The organism is Serratia sp. CY29653 (genome assembly GCF_052169255.1).
Lineage (GTDB): Bacteria > Pseudomonadota > Gammaproteobacteria > Enterobacterales > Enterobacteriaceae > Serratia > Serratia sarumanii.
Genome location: NZ_JBJNLC010000001.1, coordinates 2,176,373 through 2,196,927, shown reverse-complemented (window position 1 = coordinate 2,196,927; position 20,555 = coordinate 2,176,373). Strand labels below are relative to the sequence as shown.

The following is a 20,555-nucleotide window of genomic DNA, read 5'->3' as shown; positions in this document are numbered from 1 at the left end:
TGACGGTGCAAGCGGAGCCGCGAGCGGCGAAAAGGGGGGGCAGATAATGCTAGCGCAACTGGCTGTCTTTGCTGCCGCGCCGGTTATACAGGCTGGCGGCCGCGTGTTTTTTGTCTTGTTCGGTCTGGCAGGCGAGGCAAAAACGCACGCCGGTTAACGCTTTGCGGCGCGCCTCGGGGATCGGCTCTCCACATTCCTGGCAATAGCGCTCGCTCTCGCCGTGCCCGAGCGCTTCACGCGCGCGCTGCACCGCATCGTCGACGGTGGAATCAATCTGATCTTGTACGGCGCCGTCCGCCGCCCAGCCGCTGGCCATCGTTACCTCCTGACAAAGGAACCTTACCGTTTAATATGGGCCGTTTTTTGTACAATGCAACGGCCGCGCAAAAGAAAACAGGCCGGGCGAAGCCCAGCCTGTTCTGCCCGGAACGACGGGCGCTCTGCAACTTTTTAGCGTTATTCGATGTTGGATTCGATGAACCACAGGAACTTGTCCAGATCGCGCGAGGCGGCGGTGAACATGTCGGCAGTATCTTCGTCTTCCACTTCGGTAATGGCTTTACGGATGTCATTCGCGACCGCGCCGTAGCGATCGGCCAGCGCTTTCAGGTGCTCTTGCACGCTGTGGATATTGGTCGGATAGCTTTTCAGCGGCGTGCGATCGTTAACCACCTGTACGGTGCCCAGCGCCACGCCGCCCAGTTGCACCACGCGTTCGGCGAAGGTGTCCTGATGCTCGATGATGGCGGTGCGGAAGCCGTCCAGCATTTCATGGACCGCGATGAAGTTTGCGCCGCGCATGTTCCAGTGCGCCTGCTTGGTGATCAACGAAAGATCGATGAATTGCACGACCTGATGGTTCAGCGCCTTGATGGCGGCCAGTTTGACTTTTTCGTCCAGATCGTTACGGGTATACAGCAGATCAGAAGATTTCGTTTTCACCAGTTTAGCGGTACTCATATCAGATATCCTCTTGATTAGTCGTTGTCCTATTTCGTTACGGGATCAATTATAGCAGGGGTATTTATTTTTGCCGCACGAAAATGGCTATTGCACAAATAGGAATGGCCGAATGGCACTATTTTTATTTGTTTTTTGTTTTTGTGTAACTTTATGAAAGTTATTGTTATTTCAATTTAAGTTATTATTTATGTCAGTGAAGATTTACCCCTGTTATTTTATTTTCTGGCGGCATGCGGGTTCGGCTAAATATTTGCTTTGTTATCGGGGTGTTAATTTCAAGCCTATTCATATTGATAGCCGTAATTGATGCGGATAAAGTAAGGGAATTAACCCCGGTCTTTATTGGCGAATGATGAAAATTAACGTCGTCGGCACCAGCGGCAGCGGTAAAAGCACCCTGGCGCGTCAACTGGCGGAACGGCTTGACGTTCCCTATATCGAGATGGACAGGCTCTATTGGCGGCCCGAGTGGCAGGGGACGCCCGATGATGCGTTTCTGGCGCGGCTTGAGCAGACGCTGGCCGAAGCGGGAGGAGGCTGGGTGCTGGACGGCAACTACAGCCGCACGCAGGCGATCAAGTGGCGCGAGGTCGACTATATCCTGTGGCTGGACTACGGCTTCTGCCGCACGCTGTGGCAGGCCGTGCGCCGCGCGTGCCGGCGCGCGGCCAGCAAACGCGAGCTGTGGCCGGGCACCGGCAATCGGGAAAGTTTCCGCCGTTCTTTCTTCAGCCGCGAGTCGATCGTGCTGTGGACGATCCGCACTTACTCGAAGAACCGGCGAAAATACCTGGCGGAGATGGCCCGTACCGATGCAGGGCGCCGTTTCAAGCGCTTGCGCTCTCCCCGCCAGGCCGCCGATTTTCTACGGACGCTGCCGCAGGTTCACAGCAGCAGGCGGTGATGGATCCTCACCACCGCTTTCTTGATGTGCTGCGGCCGCTGCCACAGGCAGCCGGTTTTGTGCGCTTCCATCTGGAAAAAGATCGCGAACATGCCGTGCGTCATGTGCAGCGTTTGCGGGTGGCGTTTGATGTCCAGCAGCAGAAGGTCGCTATTTTCCGCGTGGGGATGTTCGCGGTGCCAGTCGCCCGCCAGGCCGTATTCGATGCGTTCTTCGCCGCTGATCAGCAGATGCAGCGCGATGTACTCCTGATGCATTTCGGCGCGCTTTTCCGCCGCCGGCACGGTGGTCAGCGTCATCACGTCCATAAAGATGTTGTCGCCGTCGATCGGGTGATGGCCCAGCGCCAGTTCGGGCAGGTCGCATCGGCGTAACTCGGTCAGGGTTGAAACCAGCGCCGGCGCGAGTCCGCGGCCGAAGCGGGGGTTGAACAGGCTGTTGTGAATCACTGTTATTCTCCATGTGAGCGAAAGTCCAAAGAGCCTGCGATACAGGCTAAGGGGAAGTATGCCGATTTGTCACGAGGAAAACAGTTAACCCGCCTGCATTCCGACGTTGCGGTCGGCAGGCGAGTCAGGCGATCAGGAAAGGCTTTCGAGGCGCGGCTTGGGGCGAATGGTCAGGGCGGAGCCCATGGAGGCGGCGATAATCGCCGCCAGCGCCAGCCATTGCACGCCGCTCAGGTGTTCGCCGAGGAACAGCATGCCGGACAGCGCCGCCATCGCCGGTTCGAGGCTCATTAAGGTGCCGAAGGTGCGCGCCGGAATTTTGGGCAGCGCGATGATCTCCAGCGAATATGGCAGCGCGGTGGAGAGGATCGCCACCGCCAGCGCCACCGGCAGAATATCGAGATTGAACAGCACGCTGCCGGTTTGCCAGGCGCCGATCGGGCAGAACACCAGCGCGGCGATCAAGGAGCCGAGCGCCACCGTACCGGGGCCGTGATCGCCGCCGGCTTTCTGGCCGAAGATGATATAGACCGCCCAGCAGGCGCCGGCGCCGAGCGCACAGGCGGCACCGAACGGATCGATCCCGCCCACGCCGTGGCCAAGCGGCAACAGGAACCACAACCCGGCGATCGCCAGTGCCACCCAAAGAAAGTCGATCGGCCGGCGCGACGAGAACATGGCCACCGCCAACGGGCCGGTAAACTCCAGCGCCACGGCGATGCCGAGCGGCACGGTGCGCAGCGACAGGTAGAACAGGTAGTTCATCGCGCCGAGCGACAGGCCGTAAATCAGCAGTGGCAAGCGGCTGCCGGCGACGATGCGCATACGCCACGGGCGGAAGATAATGAACAGAATCAGGGTGCCGATGAAAAGGCGCAGCGTCGTAATGCCTTCTGCGCCCACGATCGGGAACAGGCTTTTGGCCAACGAGGCGCCGCTCTGGATAGACACCATGGCGATGATTAACAGACAGATGGGCAGCAGCGCGGAGGGCGCTCTGCCGGAAGTAGATAACGACATCCTTAACGAGCCTTTTTTGCGCCGTTCCTCAGCCTTGAGAAAACGGTCGAAACGGAGATGCGAGCAGTGTAAATGAAATGGCGAAAATCTGTCTGAGAAAAGCGCGCATCGCGGTGAAATCCGCCGATCCTCGGATGAGATGTGGCGAATTTGGTCAAAAAGTGCGCTTTTTCTTAAGAATTATCTGGATATTAAATTGGTGATTTTTGTCACAGAAAGCCGTAGAATACGGCCGAAAATAGAGCGAAAAGAAGCAGATACACTGTTCTTGAAATCTTCTGTTACACGATATAAAGCTTTAGACACTCATTTCAAGGCAGAGTTTCACGCTAATTTTTGTTATATTTTCAAAGCATGAACAAATGGATGTACTTAATAATAAAACGCGTTTGAGGTGGTTATGAAAAAAATTGCATGTCTTTCCGCAGTAGCAGCTTGCGTATTAGCAGTTAGCGCAGGTACCGCATTCGCTGGTCAGAGCACCGTATCCGCTGGCTATGCGCAGGGTGATCTCCAAGGCGTTGCTAACAAGGCCGACGGTTTCAACCTGAAATACCGTTACGAGTTCGACAACAACCCACTGGGTGTGATCGGCTCCTTCACCCACCTGGAAAAAAATCGTTCTGAAAACGGTTTCTACAAGAAATCTCAGTACGATTCCATCACCGCAGGTCCAGCTTACCGCTTCAACGACTGGGCGAGCATCTACGGTGTGATCGGTGTTGGCTACGGCAAAAACATCGACAACGCCCAGGCTGGTGGTAACAAAGGTGGCAACAGCGACTACGGCTTCACCTACGGTGCCGGTCTGCAGTTCAACCCAATCGAAAACGTTGCCCTGGACGTTGGCTACGAGCAGAGCCGCATCCGCAGCGTGGACGTTGGCAGCTGGAACGTTGGCGTAGGCTACCGCTTCTAAGATTTCTTCATGCCTGCGGGCGTGAATGCGCGGCACAGGTTGCCGCGCGGATAAAAAATCCGCCTTCGGGCGGATTTTTTTTATCTGTCATTGGCCGCCGCGCCCCGTCGGCTGCGTCGAAAAGCGTGCGCTGCGGGCATCGCGCTCATAGCCTTGCGGTTCGGTCAGTAAACCGTACAGCTCGGGGCGGCGTCCGTAAATCCAGCGGCGGCCGGTGCTGAGCGGGATCAGCGTCAGATCGAGATCGGCGCTGACCATCCGGTCTTCCGCCGCCCATGTCTCCGCCACGATGCGGCCGTAGGGATCGAGGATCATCGCATTGCCGGTGCGTACCTCATCGTCATCGCGGCCCACGCCGTTGCTGAACAGCAAAAACAGCCCGTTGTCGTGAGCGCGCGAGGGCAGCCAGCGCATCAGCCAGCCGCGGCCGTGTTCGCCGCGAAAGGCGGCTTCTATCGCCTGCGGATCTTCCGCCCGCCGCTGCCACAGCGCCTGTGGGATCGGCTTCATGCCGTGCGGGCTGCGCGAATGGGTGCCGCCGGTCTGGTGCGGGGCCATCAACACCTCCGCGCCCAGCAGCGCCGTTGCGCGCACATTCTCCACCAGATTATTGTCCCAGCAGATCAATACGCCCACGCGCACGCCCCAGGGGGTGTCGAATACGGTATAGCGATCGCCGCTGGCGATAGCCGGGTGTTCGAAGGCGTGCAGTTTACGGTGCACATGCAGCGCGCCGTCCGGCAGGCATACGGCGTAGGCGTTGTAGCAACGGCCGTCGTCGCCCAGCTCGATCAGCCCGACGCCGATCGCCATGTTGTATCGCTCCGCCAGCGGGCGAATGCGCGCCAGCGAAGGGCTGGCGGCGATCGGTTCCGCTAGCGCCCGCACTTCGGCGTCGGACAGATGGCGCACGTGCCAATAGCCGGTGATGCACATTTCCGGGAAGGCCAGCAGCTGTACCTGCTGCTCGGCCGCCTGAGCGATAAAGCGCTCAATGATCGACAGGTTGTAATTCTTATCGTTGGCGCGATGCTGGAACTGCACCGTGGCGGCGCGCAATGAGATGGTCATGGTGTCTCTCCGGTTAGGGTCTGCGTTGATTACAGCAGGTGGATTGATTACTGTATAATCAATTAAATTCCCTATTTGATAACCTGATGGAATGGATATAAAACAACTGCGCGCCCTGGTGGCGCTGGCCGAGCAGGGCAACTATCGACAGGCGGCGAGCCGGCTGTGCATCAGCCAGCCGGCGCTGAGCAAGCAGATTCAGGCGCTGGAAACCCAGCTCGGCGTTCGATTGTTCGAGCGTGGCCGACAGGGCGCGGTGCTCACCGCCGGCGGGCAGCGGCTCTACCCGGAGGCGCAGGCGCTGGTGGAACAGTACCAGCAGTTTCAGCGGCGCGCCCGGCGGGTGGCGCTCGGGGAAGCGGGGCGGCTGGCGCTGGGATTTGGCCTCTCCAGCTTTCATCTGGCGCCGCAGCTGGTGGCGGCTTTTCGCCAACGGTTTCCCGAGGTGGCGATCGGCCTGGAGGACATCCCGTCGGAACGGCAGTATCAGTTGCTGTTACAGGGGGAGTTGCAGGCGGGGTTCGTGCGTTTGCCGGTCAATACGCCGCTGTGCGGCGTGGCAATGCTGAGTGACCGGTTGGTGCTGGCCGCGCCGGGCGCGCTGGCGCTGCGCGCCGACGATCTGATGGCGCGTTTCAATCAGCTGCCGCTGTTGCAGTTGACTCCGAAGCGCGGGCGCGGGCTGAGCGATCAGTCGCTGCGGTTTATCGCCGCTCACCGCTTGACGCCGAACGTGGTGCAGCAGGCTGGCGATATTCAGACGCTGTTGGCGCTGGTCGCCGCCGGCGTCGGCGTTGCGCTGCTGCCGCACAGCATCACGCATATCGCGCCGGCCGGCATCGACATTTTACCGCTGAGCGGCGAGGAAACGGAGTGGCAGGTCGGTATCGCCTGGGACCCGCAGCGCGCCGACGCGCTGCGGGACAACTTTGTTCAGACGGCGTTGGCGATGCAACGCGGTTAGGTTTTAGAGCGGGCAATGCATCACGACGATCGGGCTCTGGTGATACTCGCTGCGGCGGCTTTCGCTAAAGCCGACTTTTTTCGCCAGCGCCAGCGAAGCCTGGTTTTCCGGCGAGATGATGCAGACGGTTTTCTCCCCCGGCAGGTGCGTTTTACCCCAGGCCAGCGCCGCCCGCAGTGCCTCGGTGGCGTAGCCTTTGCCGTGCGCAGAACTCACCAGCGTCCAGCCCATTTCCGGCGCGTCGAGCGCCGGGGTGATATCGCACAGGCCGTCGAAGAAGCCGATGCTGCCGAGGTACTCGCCGCTCTGTTTGTCACGCACCGCCCAATTTCCATACCCCAACAGCGCCCAGTGGCCGGCGTAGCGCATCAGGCGCCCCCAGGAGTCTTCCAGGTCGCGCGGCGTGCCGCCGATATAGCGTACCACCAGCGGATCGGCCCACAATGCGGCCAGCGACTCGAAGTCGTCCAGCCTGTGCGCGTCCAGCCGCAGGCGTTCGGTGACAAGCGTTGGCGCGGTGTTGATTACGGTCATGTTGCTGCTCCTGCACAGGGTGAAAGGCGATGAAAAACAACGGCGTTCAGTATGCCAGAGAAATCACACCGCCAGCCACAACAGCCAGGTGAACAGAAAGCCGCTCAGGCCGAGCAGGGTGGTCAGCACCGTCCAGGTTTTCAGGCCGTCGGCCACCGACAGCCCCAGATAGCGCGTGACGATCCAAAAACCGGAGTCGTTGACGTGGGAAAGCCCCAGCCCGCCGAAACAGGTCGCCAGCGTCACCAGCACCAGCTGCAGCTGATTCAAGCCGCTGACCGCCTCCGACAACAGGCCGCCGGTGGTCAGGATCGCCACGGTGGCGGATCCCTGCGAAGCGCGCAGCGCCAGCGAAATGATAAAGGCGGCGGGCACCAGCGGCAGGCCGATGGCCGTCAGCACCTCCGCCAGCGCCTTGCCGACGCCGGATTCCACCAGCACCTTGCCGAACACGCCGCCCGCGCCGGTCACCAGGATCACCACCGCGGCGGTCGGCAGCGCAGCGCCCATCACATCGCTGGCGTGTTGCAGGCTCCAGCCGCGGCGCAGCGCCAGGAAGTAGAAGGCCAGCAGCAGGGCGATCATCAGCGCCACCGCCGGCGAGCCCAGCAGCGACAGCGTATCGCGCAGCGCCGAGCCGGCAGGCAACAGCGTGGCGGAGACGGTGCCGAGCATGATGATGGCGATCGGGATGACGATCAGCGCTGCCACCAGCCCGGCGCCGGGCGGGTTGATGCGATCGCTGAGCGGCGCTTGCCCTTCCGGACGCGGTTCCGGCGCCGCCAGCTGCAGCTGTTCCAGCACCTCTATCGATAACGGATAGGTTTTGCGGTTGAGGTAGTTGGCGGCGAAATAGCCGATCGCGCCGACCGGAATACAGATCGCGAGGCCGATGATAGTCAGCCAACCGATGTCGGCGTTGAGCAAACCGGCGGCGGCCACCGGGCCGGGGTGCGGCGGCAGCGCGACGTGAACCGTCAACATCACGCCGGCCATCGGCAGGCCGAACTTCAGCGGCGACACTTTGGCGACCTTGGCGAAGCCGTAGATAATCGGCGCCAGAATGATAAAGCCGACGTCGAAGAACACCGGAATGCCGAGGATAAACGCGGCGAGGGTCAGCGCGGCGACGGTGCGTTTCGGCCCCAGCCCCTGGCTGAAGCGCTGCGCCAGCGACTCGGCGCCGCCCGAGTGTTCGATCATGCGGCCAAGCATCGCCCCCAGGCCGATGATGATGGTCACCGAGCCGAGCACGCCGCCCATCCCGGCGGTCATCACTTTCATCACTTCACCGGTCGGAATGCCGCTGGCCAACGCCACCAGCAGACTGACCACCAACAGCGCGACAAAGGGTTGCACCTTCGCCTTGATGACCATCAATAACAGCAGCACCACGCCGAGTACGGCAATCAGCAACAGCAGAGAGGTAGACATGAAAAAAGCCTTTCGTTGGGTAAGCGTTGGGCACCGCGATCGCCGCGTGGCGATACGGGTGCGTTTCATTGTTATAAAATCGATTTCCTGGTGTCGGCGGCGGCGTTAGCGGTAAGGTTTCAGCCAGCCGAGCCCGGCGGCGGTGTCGCCGCGCGGCCGGTATTCGCAACCTACCCAGCCTTGATAACCGAGCGCATCCAGCCTGTCGAACAGCCACGGGTAATTCAGTTCGCCGTCATCCGGCTCATGGCGATCCGGCACCGAGGCTATCTGGATATGCGCGTAGCGCCCGGCCAGCGTTTCCAGCAACCCGCTGATATTGCCATCTACTAACTGCGCGTGGAAAAAGTCGAACTGAATGAACACGTTCGGTCTCTCGATAGCCGCCACCGCCTCCGCCGCCTGATATTGACTGGCGAACAGGTAGTCGGGCTTGACCGGTGGGCTGAGCGCTTCGATCAGCACCTTGACGCCGTGCGGGGCGAAGGCGTCGGCGGCATAGCGCGCATTGGCGATAAAGGTGTCGAGATAACGCTGCCGGTCCGCGCCCGCGGGCACCACGCCGGCCATCAGGTGCACACAGGGGCAGGCGAGGGCGATGGCGTAGGCCAGCGCGCGATCGATATCGGCGCGCGCATCCTGCTCGCGGCCCGGCAGCGCCGCCAGCCCCCATTCGCCGGCGGCGACATCGCCGGGCGCGGTGTTGAACAGCACCTGTTGCAGGCCGTGTTCGCGCAGTTTTTCCGCCAACAGCTCGGCGGGATGCTCGTAAGGGAACAGGAACTCCACCGCGTTGAAGCCTTGTTCGGCAGCGGCGGCGAAGCGCTCGAGGAACGGCACTTCGTTAAACATCATCGATAAATTGGCGGCAAATTTAGGCATGGGTCAGCTCCGTAATTCGGCAATTTCATCATCGGTCAAATAGCGGATCGGACGATCGCCGAGGGTGAAGATCAGCCGCGCCGCATCTTCCATCTCTTCGGTATTGTCCGCCGCCGCTCGCAGGTCTTTACCCGTCACCACCGGCCCGTGGTTGGCCAGCAAAAAGGCGCGGTGGGTGGGCGCCAGGCGGGCCAGATCCTGCGCCAGCCTTTCGTCGCCGGGGCGATAGTAGGGCACCACCGGCACCTTGCCGACGCGCATCACCACATAGGGGGTGAACGGTTTGATGGCGTTGTCGACGTCCAGCCCCTGCAGGCAAGAGAGCGCCGTGAGGTAGGTGCAATGCAGGTGCACCACCGCTTTGCATTCCGGGTTGTTCAGATACAGCGCGCGGTGAAAGCTGATCTCTTTCGACGGCTTGTCGCCGGACAGCCAGTCGCCGTTCAGGCTCACTTTAGACAGACGATCGGCCTGCAGCTCGCCGAGACAGGAGCCGGTCGGCGTCGCCAGCAGCGCGCCGTCCGGCAGCAACAGCGAGAGGTTGCCGGCTGAGCCGGTGGCGTAACCGCGTTGGAAAAACGAGGCGCCCAGGCGCACCATCTCTTCTCGTGCCTGCTGTTCGATGGTCGTGGTCATACTGGAAACTCCGTTTGCGCGCGCGCGAAGAAGGCTTCATCGCCAAAATTGCCTGATTTCAATGCCAGGGAAATGGCCCGATCGCTGGCGCGCACCCAGGGAACGCCGGGGGAAATGCTGGGGCCGATATGGAAGCCGCGAATGCCCAGCGCCTGCGTGACCACGCCGGAGGTTTCGCCGCCGGCGACGATAAAGCGGCTGAATCCCAACTGGCGCAGTTGCACTACCAGCTCGGCGAACAACGCCTCCACCGCCTCGCTGGCGGCGCTACCGTACTGCCGTTGCGTTTGCTGCAGCGCTTCCGGCGCTGCGGTGGCGTAGATCAGCGGGGCAAGCGCCTCCCCGGCGTGACGCTGCGCCCAATGCGCCAGCTCGGCGGCGTAGGCGGCGCGCGCCTGCGGATCGAGACAGCGGCCGATATCGATGGCCTGCGCCGCCGCGCGTTCGCGGTAGTGCGCCACCTGCCGGTTAGTCATGACGGAGCAAGAACCGGACAGCACCGCCGCTTTCTCGCCCTGCGGCGCGCCGGCCGCCTCTGCCGAACGCTCGCCGTTCTGCGCCCACTGCCGCGCCAGGCCGATCGCCAGGCCCGAACCGCCGGTCACCAGCTTCATCGTTTTCAACGCTTCGCCCTGGCTGAGCAGATGCCGTTCGTTGAGCGTATCCAGCACCGCGTAGCGCACGCCTTCCTGCGCCAATTGCCGCAGTTTCTCGCTGATCGCCCCGGCGCCGCGATCCATTTCCGCCGCCGTCACCAGCCCGCAGCGCCCGGTGGCCTGGGATTCCATCAGGCGCAGCAGGTTGCTGTCGGTCATCGGCGTGACCGGGTGATGACGCATGCCGGATTCGGACAGCAGCTGTTCCCCGACGAACAGGTGGCCCTGATAGACCGTGCGGCCGTTTATCGGCAACGCCGGAGATACCACAGTGAAACTTTCCCCCAGCGCGGCGAGCAGGGCGTCGGTCACCGGGCCGATATTGCCCTGCGCGGTGCTGTCGAAAGTGGAGCAGTATTTGAAGTAGAACTGGCGGCAGCCCTGTTTTTGCAGCCAGGCCAGCGCCTGCAACGACAGTTCGACCGCCTGCTCTGCCGAGCAGGAGCGCGATTTCAGGCTGATGACCGCCGCCTGCGCGCTGACCGGCGTTTCGTCTTGCGGCACGCCGTTCAACTGCACCGTCGGCAGGCCGTTTTGCACCAGAAAACTGGCGATATCGGTCGCGCCGGTAAAATCATCCGCGATTACGCCGAGCAGCATCAGATTGCCTCCTTTTTCTGCGGCAAATCGATGCCGGCAAAGATTTTGATTACCGCACTGTCGTCTTCTTTACCGTAACCGGCGTTGCTGGCGGCGGTAAACATGGTGAAGGCGGTGGAGGCCAGCGGCAGCGGGAAGTGCAGCGCCTTGGCGGTATCGGCCACCAGCCCCAGATCCTTGACGAAGATATCCACCGCCGATTTGGGCGCATAGTCGCCGTCGACCACGTGGCGCATGCGATTTTCGAACATCCAGGAGTTGCCGGCGGCGTGGGTGACCACGTCGTACATCACGTCCAGCGGGATGCCGACGCGGGCGGCCAGCGCCATGGCTTCCGCTCCGGCGGCGATGTGCACCCCGGCCAACAGCTGGTGGATGATTTTAACCGTCGCGCCCAGGCCGATCGCCTCGCCGATGCGGTAAACCTTGCCGGCGATGGCGTCCAGCACGGGTTGCAGGCGCTCGAAGGTGGCGTCGGCGCCGGCGGCCATCACCGTCATCTGGCCTTCCTCCGCCTTGGCCGCTCCGCCGGAAACCGGCGCATCCAGCATCGGCAGCCCGTAGTCCAGCAGCCGTTGCTCGATCTGTTTGGCGTCATCGGCGGAAATGGTCGAAGAGACCATCACCGCGGTGCCCGGCTTGAGCTTTGGCGCCAGGCCTTGTTCGCCGAACAGGATCTGCTTCACCTGGGCGGCGTTTACCACCAGCAGCAGCACGGCGTCCAGTTCGGCGGCGAAATCGCGCGCGCTGGTAGACGCGTGTTTTGCGCCGGCCTGTTGCAGCGCCGCCAGCGCCTGCGGATTCAGATCCGCCCCGTAGGTGGTCAATCCGGCGCGGAGGCACGAGCGCGCCGCGCCCATGCCCATCGCGCCCAGCCCAATGACGCAGACGGCATAATTCCCTGGGTGTGTCATACTGCACTCCTGTTAATTTTAGTGATAATTTGTTTTGTTGTGTTAAATGTAAGCGCTTGATGGCCGTTTATCCGCGATCGATATCACAATAATTAACAATGTGTGAGACGAATTCTTCGTACGGTTTCTGGCCTGCATCAACATTATTGTTATGTTTTTAAATAAGTTTATGTTTTTCTGGCGTCTCTGCGCGCGCCGTCACGCCGCGAAAAATTAGGGCTATCGGCGAACGAAAATTGACGTAAAATCACAATTATTATCACCGCAGCAACGAGAGGGAACCGTGATACCTGTAGAACGCCATCAACAAATTCTTGCGCTGGTATCCGAACGCGGCGTCGTCAGCATTGCCGAGCTGACCGAACGGCTGGGGGTGTCGCATATGACGATCCGCCGCGATTTGCAAAAGCTGGAGGAACAGGGCGCGGTGCAGTCGGTCTCGGGCGGCGTGCAGGCGCCCGAGCGGGTGGCGAGCGAACCTTCGCATCAGGCCAAAGAGGGGATGTTCAGCCGGCAGAAAATCGCCATCGGCCGGCTGGCGGCGCGGCAAATTCCCGCCAATAGCTGTATTTATCTGGATGCCGGCACCACCACGCTGGCGCTGGCGAAGCAGATCGGTGAGCGTGACGATTTGACGGTGGTGACCAACGATTTTGTCATCGCCGGCTTTCTGATCGAACACAGCCAGTGCAGAATCATCCACACCGGCGGCACCGTGTGCCGGGAGAATCGCTCCTGCGTCGGCGAAGCGGCGGCGCAGGCGCTGCGTGGTCTGTTTATCGATCTGGCGTTTATCTCCGCCTCTTCGTGGAGCATGCGCGGCCTGTCGACGCCGAACGAAGACAAGGTGATGGTAAAGAAGGCCATCGTCGAGGCCAGCCGCCGCTGCATTCTGCTCAGCGACACCTCGAAATACGGCAAGATCGCGACCTACCTGGCGCTGCCGATCGCCGCCTTTGACGCCGTCATTACCGACGAGGGGCTGCCCGCCGCCGCGCGGGAGGCAATCGAGCAAGCGGGGCTTGCGTTGCTGACGGCAGGGGAAGAAGAGTAAGAACGAACCGGAGTCAGGATGAAAGTTCGGTATCGATGCCACGTGCGGGCGGTTCACTTGCTTCAACGCCGCCGCGTTCACGCCATTCGCGGCGCCTTTGTTCCCACCACTCTTCGTGGAAGGCTTGCATCTCTTTCAGGCGTTGTTCCTTAACGTGCTGCTGGTAAGTATGGGGTGTTATGGGGGTTACGCGGGATTTCGATGACATAGAGGCCGTCCTTTATAAACTCTATTTTGTATGAATAATGCCCTTTTTCAGCGTGTTTTTTCAACAGGAAATCATAAATTTTAGCTAATGCTGGCCTTAACGGTGCACTGAAGATGATCCTGGCATGATACTGATAAGCAAACTTGAGAAGGGTTTCCCCGATGCCAACGACGAATAAACGTTCGCGTTGGAGAAGGGTGTAATGCATTGCGGTATAGGTATCGAAAGCTGAGCGCTGGTGCTTGCTTGCGTCGCTCAGCGCCTTAACATCATAAAACTCCAGAGAGAAAGCATTATCGAGGAGAGTAGTGTCCACATACACTGGGGCAAACCAATGGTGCATGTTTTGCCCAATTTTCTTGAAATCCAAATGATAGATGGCCGTTTTACCATCACTTTTTCTTACAGTAATCTGATACCTGTATGTGTCTGCTATCCCTGTGTGTGACTCCCTCACATCAATCTCCATGATGAAATCCTTTTTACTATTATTTTTCCTATAGTTATCCCCTTTGTGACGAACCGATTATTAACTGCGGCGGAGAAGATCCTCCAGCCGCCGATGGAGCTTATGCGCAGCGCCGCGCAAAACTAAATGCCGCTGAACCAGTTGTAGCCCTGATCTTCCCAATAGCCGCCCGGATTGACGTCGCTGACGAAGATGGCGGCGATATGTTTGGCGTTTTTGAACCCCAGCTTGGTGGGCACCCGCAGCCGCAGCGGGTAGCCATAGTCCGCCGGCAGCGCCTTGCCGCCGAAATCCAGCGCCAGAATGGTCTGCGGGTGCAGCGCGGTGGCCATGTCGAGGCTGGAGTAGTAGCGATCGGCGCATTTGAAGCCGACGTAACCGGCATTCAGATCCGCCCCGACGTGCTGCAGAAAGGTGCGCAGCGGCACGCCGCCCCATTGGCCGATGGCGCTCCAGCCCTCAATGCAGATCAGACGCGTGATCTGGCTTTGCTGCGGCAGCCGCTGCAGCTGTTCCAGCGTCCAGGGCGCTTTTTTCTCCACTTTCCCCGCGACCTCTAGCCGGTAGCCGGCCAGATCGATCTCGGGGACGTTGTATTCCGGGTAAAACGCGTTGAAGGGGAAAGGCTGGGTAATCTGATCGGGCCGGTAAGTTTGCGCCAGCCGCTGGCCGCTGAACAGCCAGGCCTGCACCCGGTCGTTCCAGCGCGACATGGCCCACAGCACCTTATCCACCCGATCGCCGTCTTGCAGGTTGCAACCGGTGAGCATGGCGATGCCGCCCAGCGTCAGGCCGGAGCGCAGCATCAGGCGGCGCTGCAGATTGACCAGCTGTTTTTTTTGGTCCGGTTCCAGTTTTGGCGCGGTTGCCCGCGGCTTTTTCTCATTCATGTTTGCCACCCGTTATCATCGCCCACAGCGTTTTGGGCACGACGATCACCATAAAGACGTGGATCGCCACGAACAGGCCGATGCCGACCATGGCGAAGAAATGCACGTAGCGCGCGAAATCGAAGCCGCCAAACAGGGCGACCAATCCCTGCAGCTGAACCGGCTTCCAAATCGCCAGGCCGGACAGCACCAGCAATAGGCCCAGCGCCAGCACGCCGAGATACATCAGCTTCTGAATGGCGTTGTAGTGGCCATGCCGGTGGCGCAGGCGCAGCGTCAACGCCAGCCAGATATCCTGCCGCAGCGCGCCGACGCGAAGCGGCAACAGATCGCGGCGAAAATGGCCGCTGAACAGGCTCCACAGCAGATAGCAGGCGGCGTTGAGCGCCAATAGCCACATCACCGCCAAATGCCAACCAATCGCGCCGCCCAGCCAACCGCCCAGCGTCATCTGCGGCGGAAAGCGGAAATCGAACAGCGGCGAGGCGTTATAGATCTCCCAGCCGCTCATAAACATGCACACCATGGCGAACAGGTTGATCCAATGAGTGATTCGAACCGGCCAGCGATGCACCGGCCGCGACGCGTTGGTTTTCATGGCTTTCTCCGGTTACATCGGCGGTACGGTGCCGTCTTTGCCGGCGGATATGCGGGTGGCGACGCGCTCGCCCTTATCGTTGGCGGCGGAGAACAGCACGATGTGCACGCCCGGTTTCAGCAGGCTCAGATCGTCCGGATCCAGCGTCACGATCGGCACGTCTTCCGGCACGACGACGGTTTTCTGCTGGTTGCCGTAGGTGACGGTCAGGGTGCGGCCGTTGGATTTCACCAGTTTGCCGACGGTGCCGTTGGTCATGGTGTCCACTTTGCCGTCGGCGGATTCCCAGGCCGAGTGTCCTTCGCCGGTGCCGCGCAGGCTGGCGGCGAACACGTGCACTTCCAGCGCTTTGAGCGTGCCGTCCGGCTGCGGCACGGCGGCGGTGCCGATAAAGCTGTCCGGTTTGATGTCGTCCAGCGTAGCTTTGGAAACGCTGAGCACTTTGGTCTGATCGTTCAGCTTGACGCTGAGTGTCTCGCCTTTGCGATCGGTCAGTTGCAGATTGCCGTCGGCAACCTGGCTGATGGTACCGCGCAGCGGCGCGATAACCTTGCCCGGCGTTTGGGCGGCGGCGGCCAAGCCGCTGGACAGCAGCAAGGTGGACAACAGTAAACCGGCTATGCGATGACGGGTAATCATAACGTTCTCCTGAAATGAGTTTGCCGGTTAAGCATGGTTGAGCTATTGGGTCAGCGCCATGGCCGTTTGATGACATTAATGTCATCAAGTTTGTCCGCCGAAGCTGCTAGTATTTTTGCAGACGTAACGAGGTGGCGAGCATGCGAATACTGGTAGTTGAAGACGATATCGGCACAGGGGATTACCTGAAGAAAGGGCTGGGGGAAGCGGGCTACGGCGTCGATTTGGCGCGCACCGGCACCGACGGGCTGTTTCGCGCGTTGGAGCAGGATTACGATGCGATCGTGCTCGATGTGATGCTGCCGGGGCTGGATGGCTGGCAGATCATCGAGGTATTGCGCAAGAAAAGCGACGTGCCGATTCTGTTTCTCACCGCCCGCGACGGCGTGCAGGATCGCATCCACGGTCTGGAGCTGGGCGCGGACGACTATCTTATCAAACCTTTTTCCTTTACTGAGTTGGTGTTGCGTTTGCGCACCTTGCTGCGCCGCGGGCCGGCGCGCGAAGCCGATCATTACGTCATCGCCGATTTGCAACTGGACGTGCTGCGCCGCAGGGCGGTGCGCCAGGATCAGGTGATCCCATTGACCAACAAGGAGTTCATGCTGTTGCATCTGCTGGTGCGGCGCGAGGGCGAAGTGCTGTCGCGCACGCAGATCGCCTCTCAGGTGTGGGACATGAATTTCGACAGCGACACCAATGTGGTTGACGTGGCGATCAAACGCCTGCGCGCCAAAATCGACCGGCCGTTCGACGTCAAGTTGATCCACAGCGTGCGCGGCATCGGCTATGTTTGCGAGCCGCGCTCGTGAGCGGGCGCACGTCACGTCGGCCGGTATCGCTGACGCTGCGCACCGCCACGCTGTTCGCGCTGGTGGCTGCTTTGGTGGTGAGCGGGACGGGCGGGTATTTGTTTAGCGCCATGCGCCAGGAAATGACGCTGCGCAGCGATCTGCAGGTGACCGGGCGCGTAGAGTATTTTCGCCATTTACTGGGGCAGCGCTTTCCTTTGGCGCGCCTGACCGCCAATAACGGCCTGTTTGAAAACATGCTGGGCAATGAACAGGACGTGCTGATTTTCCAAATCCCGGGGCAAAAACCGCTCATCAACGTGAACCCCGCCAGGGTGGCCCTGCCGCCGATCGCGCCGACGCCGCCTGAACAGGCGCAGACGCTGGCCGCCGTGCGCGGCGGGGAGACGGCGCAAGGGGTGCCGCTGCGCGCCGCTTCGGCGATGGTGCGTCTGGAAGACGGCAGCCTGTTGCAGATCTCCGCCGCGCACGTGATGGTCAACGAGCAGAAGATGCTGGCGCGTTACCTATGGCGCATCGTCGCGGCGGTGGCGGTGGCTTTCCTGTTGATTGCGCTGCTGGGGTATGGGGTCATGCGCAGGGGATTGAAGCCGTTATGGCGCATGGCGGCGCAGGCGTCGGAGATTGCGCCCAATACGTTGTCGACACGTCTCAGCGAGCAGGGGGCGCCGAAGGAGTTGCAGCAGCTGACCCGTTCGTTCAATGCGATGCTCGATCGGTTGAATGAAGGCTATCAGCGGCTGACGCAGTTTTCCGCCGATCTGGCCCATGAGATCCGCACCCCGGTAGGGGCGCTGATGGGCCAGTGCCAGGTGGCGCTTTACCAGCCCCGCAGCGTGGAGGAGTACGAAACCCTGCTGTCGAACAATATGGATGAGCTGGAGCGCATTTCCCGCATGGTGGAAAACATCCTGTTCCTGGCGCGCGCCGGGGAGGCGCAGTCTGCGCTGAACTACGGCCGTCTGGATGTGGCGCTGGAACTGCGGCGGGTGGCGGATTACTTCGAAGGGCTGGCGGAAGAACGCGGCATCGCGCTGAGCTGCGAAGGGGAAGGCGAGCTGAAGGCGGACGCGATGTTGTTCCAGCGGGCGCTGAGCAACCTGGTGGCCAACGCGGTGCGCTATGCCGATGAAAACAGCCTGATCGCGTTGCGGGCTGAACGGCGCGCCGATGCCTGGTGGGTGCAGGTTATCAATCAGGGGCCGCCGATCGCGCCGGCACAGCTGGAAAAACTGTTCGATCGTTTCTACCGCGCCGATCCCGCGCGCAGCGCCGGCAATCATGCCAGTGGGCTGGGGCTGTCTATCGTGCGCGCCATCATGACGCTGCACGGCGGTGAGGTGCGCGCGCAGTGTTCCGCTGGCCAGGATGCTGCTTGCTTGACCTTTAGCCTGATATTCCCTTCATCAGTTCAATGAACTGCGCGAATGTTTTCGCCTGTTGCGAATAATGCGACAGGCGTCATTCGTAAGCTTTTCCTTTCATTATTATTTCCCCAGCGCCTTGGCTGAACCTAAATTTTAACATTTGCGTCGCGGCAAGCGTGTTAATTCATCAGGCTAATGCGTATGCCGGCTATATGTGATTGCGCTCAACATTCACGTGTTATTATTTTTTTATTAAAATTTAGTTCTGCGACCATTTTTTGAGATGATTTTCCTTAAAGTTTGTAATCTGCGATATAAAAAACTAACTTTGTGGTTTTTATCGCGTCAATATATCAATGGGCGTGGTGATTGGTTAACCTTTGGTTATGGTTTGCAAGAAAAATCCTATATAACGGTGGTGAGGTGAAAAAGCGTATTTCGTGGCGTTGATTGCGTGGTTTTTCTTGCCTGCATTTGGGTGTTTTTGCGAATTAACCCGATTTAATATTTCATTAACATTTGACGCCAAACTATAAATTATCGCTATAGTGAAAACATGTGAATAAAATGAAATATAGATTTAATGACCATATTCTCTTTGACGCAGACACCAGAACCCTTAGCCCAACTGATTTTTCTGACGATCCCATATCCATATCCAGTCCTTCCAAGCGGTTGTTGCTGCTGCTGATTGCCCACCATGGCGAGGCCGTGGGGCGTGAATTGATATTCAAGAAGGTCTGGGACGATTACGGCATGGTTTCCAGCAATAATAATCTTAATCAGTGCGTCAGCAAATTACGTCGGGTGATTAAAAATCTGGGCGTCGAGGAAGAGGTTATTGTCACTGTCCCTAAAGTGGGTTTTATGCTGCGTGATGAGATTACCATCGAGTCTTATGAGGAAGCGGAAGATAGACACGATGCAGAACCCACCGCCTCTTTGCCGGAGCCTGCGCCCGAAGCGGCGATAAACCCGCCATCCGCAACCGTCATCAACCGGGCCACCTCTTTTTTCGGTGATTCCCGCCGCGGCTGGCTGATGATCTGTGCATTGGTCCTGGGGGGCATCCTCATGGCCATTGCTGTCACCGCCTATTTCAGCGGCTCGGAGGCCCGGCAGGAGAGCTACCTGGGAAAGTCCGGCAATTGTAAGGTTTTCATGTCATTGCCTGCCGCCTCGGCGTCGGTCAACGCCAGCCTGAATCGGGACATTCTGGCTTACGCCGCTCACCAAACGGGAGAATGCAGCGGCGATGAGTTTTTGCTGGTGGTGCGCAGCAATCAGGTCAGGGCTTACATTTCCGGCATTTCCCGCTTATTCCTGCTGCGCTGCAAGATTTTGCGTGAACATAAAATGGAGATCTGTTCCGGTTTGGAAAGCGACAATGCCGAGTTTATTAATTGACCATCGATAGCCGTCGGCCCAACGTGATTGAAAGGACGGTGGATATGACAAAAATATTACAGCATTGAAATTGAACGTTTGATTTTCATTTGGCGGGGTGCCGTGTGGCGTTTATCGAGAGGTATTTCCCTTTCTCTACCGCTTTCTACCTCATTATGGTGATTATGTATGGTTAAAGCCGATTTCGGTGATGCGCTGCTATTTTTTGAACCCAGCTATTTAGTGAGAACAGGAATGGAAGTATTTCTCGTTACCCGATCAAGTGACAGGTATTTTATCGATACCTTGAGCGAGCTGGAGGGAGCATTGAAAGGGGGGAAGCCGCGCGCGCTTATTATGGAGTTATATCATCAGAACGAATATTTGTATGATGTATTGCGGTTCGTTCTGACGGCAAAAAATGTCTGGCCGGAACTTCCCTTGGTGATTTTCACCGCGGTAGAACACCCCGGTATATTAGCGCTGTTAGCGACGGATGCGCGCATAGCTATAGTGGCAAAGGAGGAACCTTTGCATTGCCTGCGTGATGCCATTGCGGCTGCGGGTGAGTTCTCCGGCTATCGTTCCCCGCATATTCGCGCCCGGTTGGCCCATTCGCCTGTCGCATTATCTGACGGTGAATGGCGAGTTTTGGCCATGATGGCTGCCGGCGCATCTCCACGAAGCATTGCCAACCTGACCCGGCGAAGTTACAAAACCATCAGCTCCCATAAACTGAATATTATGCGAAAACTGGGTCTTAATCAGGCCGGTTTTATGCGGCTTATTCTTACCCTGAGAACCCGCTATCCTTCCTGAAATGTGGCAAGAGTCACCTCTTCTCTGCAGCAGTCGATCTTCATTGGCTGCTGCTCTCCTGAGTTAATCCAATCAATCTTCTCTCCTCAACGAATGATGCGGCGCTGAAATTCTGTACGGACATGGCAAGGATAAACAGGGCTGCTTTGTGGTTAAACAACAACCGCTTTGATGGGGGTAAACCACAATATGATTGTGCTTTCATCAAAGGCTTAATCCGTGTTTTAACGTGACTGGAGGTGGTTAAAACCTTAATTGCGGTATTTAAATCTAAATATTTGAACTTTAATAGTTAATGATTCTTTTTTGATCGGCTAGGGATATTCTTGTGGCGTCAAGCAGACTGGCTAAACGCAGTGATGCAAAC

23 protein-coding genes are annotated in these 20,555 nt (G+C 59.2%); 8 read left to right on the top strand and 15 right to left on the bottom strand.

The window, feature by feature from the left end; genetic code table 11:
• Positions 1 to 49: 49 nt before the first annotated feature.
• Both ACJ8HN_RS10530 and dps read right to left on the bottom strand, forming a co-directional pair.
• Positions 50 to 316 carry a DksA/TraR family C4-type zinc finger protein gene (locus ACJ8HN_RS10530; RefSeq protein WP_033637659.1) on the bottom strand — a complete coding sequence of 89 codons (267 nt, stop codon included), beginning with the start codon at positions 314 to 316 and terminating at the stop codon, positions 50 to 52.
• 140 nt (positions 317 to 456) lie between these two features.
• The gene (dps, locus tag ACJ8HN_RS10525; protein WP_004939215.1) at positions 457 to 960 is read right to left on the bottom strand and encodes a DNA starvation/stationary phase protection protein Dps; all 504 of its coding nucleotides are present in this window, start codon (positions 958 to 960) and stop codon (positions 457 to 459) included.
• Positions 961 to 1,315: 355 nt separating this feature from the next.
• Between dps and ACJ8HN_RS10520 the strand changes: the two genes are divergently transcribed.
• A complete protein-coding gene (locus tag ACJ8HN_RS10520; protein ID WP_033647478.1) occupies positions 1,316 to 1,867 on the top strand; it encodes an AAA family ATPase in 552 nt (183 codons plus the stop codon).
• Here ACJ8HN_RS10520 and ACJ8HN_RS10515 read toward each other — a convergent pair.
• Positions 1,849 to 2,316 carry a YhcH/YjgK/YiaL family protein gene (locus ACJ8HN_RS10515; protein WP_033646871.1) on the bottom strand — a complete coding sequence of 156 codons (468 nt, stop codon included), beginning with the start codon at positions 2,314 to 2,316 and terminating at the stop codon, positions 1,849 to 1,851. The genes ACJ8HN_RS10520 and ACJ8HN_RS10515 overlap by 19 nt on opposite strands.
• Positions 2,317 to 2,448: 132 nt before the next feature.
• Positions 2,449 to 3,336: a threonine/homoserine exporter RhtA gene (rhtA, locus tag ACJ8HN_RS10510; protein WP_004939202.1), complete on the bottom strand. Its 888-nt coding sequence runs from the start codon at positions 3,334 to 3,336 to the stop codon at positions 2,449 to 2,451.
• A 400-nt stretch (positions 3,337 to 3,736) separates the two neighbouring features.
• On the opposite strand from rhtA, the gene ompX reads away from it, so the two are divergent.
• Positions 3,737 to 4,255 (top strand): outer membrane protein OmpX, encoded by a 519-nt coding sequence (gene ompX, locus ACJ8HN_RS10505; RefSeq protein ID WP_033637662.1) that lies wholly within the window; start codon positions 3,737 to 3,739, stop codon positions 4,253 to 4,255.
• A gap of 87 nt (positions 4,256 to 4,342) precedes the next feature.
• Here ompX and ACJ8HN_RS10500 read toward each other — a convergent pair whose 3' ends face one another.
• A complete protein-coding gene (locus tag ACJ8HN_RS10500) occupies positions 4,343 to 5,326 on the bottom strand; it encodes a nitrilase family protein (protein ID WP_033637663.1) in 984 nt (327 codons plus the stop codon).
• 91 nt (positions 5,327 to 5,417) lie between these two features.
• Between ACJ8HN_RS10500 and ACJ8HN_RS10495 the strand changes: the two genes are divergently transcribed.
• The gene (locus tag ACJ8HN_RS10495; protein WP_060428004.1) at positions 5,418 to 6,290 is read left to right on the top strand and encodes a LysR family transcriptional regulator; all 873 of its coding nucleotides are present in this window, start codon (positions 5,418 to 5,420) and stop codon (positions 6,288 to 6,290) included.
• Between the two features lie 3 nt (positions 6,291 to 6,293).
• Here ACJ8HN_RS10495 and ACJ8HN_RS10490 read toward each other — a convergent pair whose 3' ends face one another.
• The 6 genes from ACJ8HN_RS10490 to ltnD all read right to left on the bottom strand — a co-directional run bounded on the left by ACJ8HN_RS10490 (position 6,294) and on the right by ltnD (position 11,946).
• Positions 6,294 to 6,824, bottom strand: a complete 531-nt coding sequence (locus ACJ8HN_RS10490; protein WP_442523399.1) for a GNAT family N-acetyltransferase — start codon at positions 6,822 to 6,824, stop codon at positions 6,294 to 6,296.
• A gap of 63 nt (positions 6,825 to 6,887) precedes the next feature.
• Positions 6,888 to 8,258, bottom strand: coding sequence for a GntP family transporter (locus ACJ8HN_RS10485; protein WP_033646865.1), 1,371 nt, complete (start codon positions 8,256 to 8,258; stop codon positions 6,888 to 6,890).
• 105 nt (positions 8,259 to 8,363) lie between these two features.
• Positions 8,364 to 9,140 (bottom strand): HPr family phosphocarrier protein, encoded by a 777-nt coding sequence (locus ACJ8HN_RS10480; RefSeq protein WP_047568602.1) that lies wholly within the window; start codon positions 9,138 to 9,140, stop codon positions 8,364 to 8,366.
• Between the two features lie 3 nt (positions 9,141 to 9,143).
• Positions 9,144 to 9,776, bottom strand: a complete 633-nt coding sequence (gene otnC / locus ACJ8HN_RS10475; protein ID WP_033637668.1) for a 3-oxo-tetronate 4-phosphate decarboxylase — start codon at positions 9,774 to 9,776, stop codon at positions 9,144 to 9,146.
• On the bottom strand, positions 9,773 to 11,032 hold the full coding sequence (gene otnK / locus ACJ8HN_RS10470; protein ID WP_442523398.1) for a 3-oxo-tetronate kinase: 1,260 nt from the start codon (positions 11,030 to 11,032) through the stop codon (positions 9,773 to 9,775). Before otnK ends, otnC begins: the two co-directional genes overlap by 4 nt.
• Positions 11,032 to 11,946 (bottom strand): L-threonate dehydrogenase, encoded by a 915-nt coding sequence (gene ltnD / locus ACJ8HN_RS10465; protein ID WP_442523397.1) that lies wholly within the window; start codon positions 11,944 to 11,946, stop codon positions 11,032 to 11,034. The genes otnK and ltnD overlap by 1 nt, the downstream gene beginning before the upstream one ends.
• A gap of 283 nt (positions 11,947 to 12,229) precedes the next feature.
• Here ltnD and ygbI point away from each other — a divergent pair, with 283 nt between their 5' ends.
• Positions 12,230 to 13,000: a DNA-binding transcriptional repressor YgbI gene (gene ygbI / locus ACJ8HN_RS10460; RefSeq protein ID WP_033637671.1), complete on the top strand. Its 771-nt coding sequence runs from the start codon at positions 12,230 to 12,232 to the stop codon at positions 12,998 to 13,000.
• Positions 13,001 to 13,149: 149 nt separating this feature from the next.
• Here the strand turns inward: ygbI and ACJ8HN_RS10455 are convergent, their stop codons facing one another.
• The 4 genes from ACJ8HN_RS10455 to ACJ8HN_RS10440 form a co-directional block, all read right to left on the bottom strand.
• A complete protein-coding gene (locus ACJ8HN_RS10455; protein WP_342181085.1) occupies positions 13,150 to 13,677 on the bottom strand; it encodes a hypothetical protein in 528 nt (175 codons plus the stop codon).
• Positions 13,678 to 13,799: 122 nt separating this feature from the next.
• Positions 13,800 to 14,567 carry a molybdopterin-dependent oxidoreductase gene (locus ACJ8HN_RS10450; protein ID WP_033637672.1) on the bottom strand — a complete coding sequence of 256 codons (768 nt, stop codon included), beginning with the start codon at positions 14,565 to 14,567 and terminating at the stop codon, positions 13,800 to 13,802.
• Positions 14,560 to 15,165 carry a cytochrome b/b6 domain-containing protein gene (locus ACJ8HN_RS10445; protein WP_033637673.1) on the bottom strand — a complete coding sequence of 202 codons (606 nt, stop codon included), beginning with the start codon at positions 15,163 to 15,165 and terminating at the stop codon, positions 14,560 to 14,562. The genes ACJ8HN_RS10450 and ACJ8HN_RS10445 overlap by 8 nt, the downstream gene beginning before the upstream one ends.
• Positions 15,166 to 15,177: 12 nt before the next feature.
• The gene (locus ACJ8HN_RS10440) at positions 15,178 to 15,804 is read right to left on the bottom strand and encodes a hypothetical protein (RefSeq protein WP_442523396.1); all 627 of its coding nucleotides are present in this window, start codon (positions 15,802 to 15,804) and stop codon (positions 15,178 to 15,180) included.
• Positions 15,805 to 15,944: 140 nt separating this feature from the next.
• Here ACJ8HN_RS10440 and ACJ8HN_RS10435 point away from each other — a divergent pair, with 140 nt between their 5' ends.
• The 4 genes from ACJ8HN_RS10435 to ACJ8HN_RS10420 all read left to right on the top strand — a co-directional run bounded on the left by ACJ8HN_RS10435 (position 15,945) and on the right by ACJ8HN_RS10420 (position 20,188).
• Complete coding sequence (locus ACJ8HN_RS10435) at positions 15,945 to 16,616, top strand: heavy metal response regulator transcription factor (RefSeq protein ID WP_442523395.1); 672 nt, start codon at positions 15,945 to 15,947, stop codon at positions 16,614 to 16,616.
• Positions 16,613 to 18,034 carry a heavy metal sensor histidine kinase gene (locus ACJ8HN_RS10430; protein WP_442523394.1) on the top strand — a complete coding sequence of 474 codons (1,422 nt, stop codon included), beginning with the start codon at positions 16,613 to 16,615 and terminating at the stop codon, positions 18,032 to 18,034. Before ACJ8HN_RS10435 ends, ACJ8HN_RS10430 begins: the two co-directional genes overlap by 4 nt.
• A gap of 516 nt (positions 18,035 to 18,550) precedes the next feature.
• A complete protein-coding gene (locus tag ACJ8HN_RS10425; protein WP_442523563.1) occupies positions 18,551 to 19,390 on the top strand; it encodes a winged helix-turn-helix domain-containing protein in 840 nt (279 codons plus the stop codon).
• A 168-nt stretch (positions 19,391 to 19,558) separates the two neighbouring features.
• Positions 19,559 to 20,188: a helix-turn-helix transcriptional regulator gene (locus ACJ8HN_RS10420; protein WP_442523393.1), complete on the top strand. Its 630-nt coding sequence runs from the start codon at positions 19,559 to 19,561 to the stop codon at positions 20,186 to 20,188.
• Positions 20,189 to 20,555: the final 367 nt, after the last annotated feature.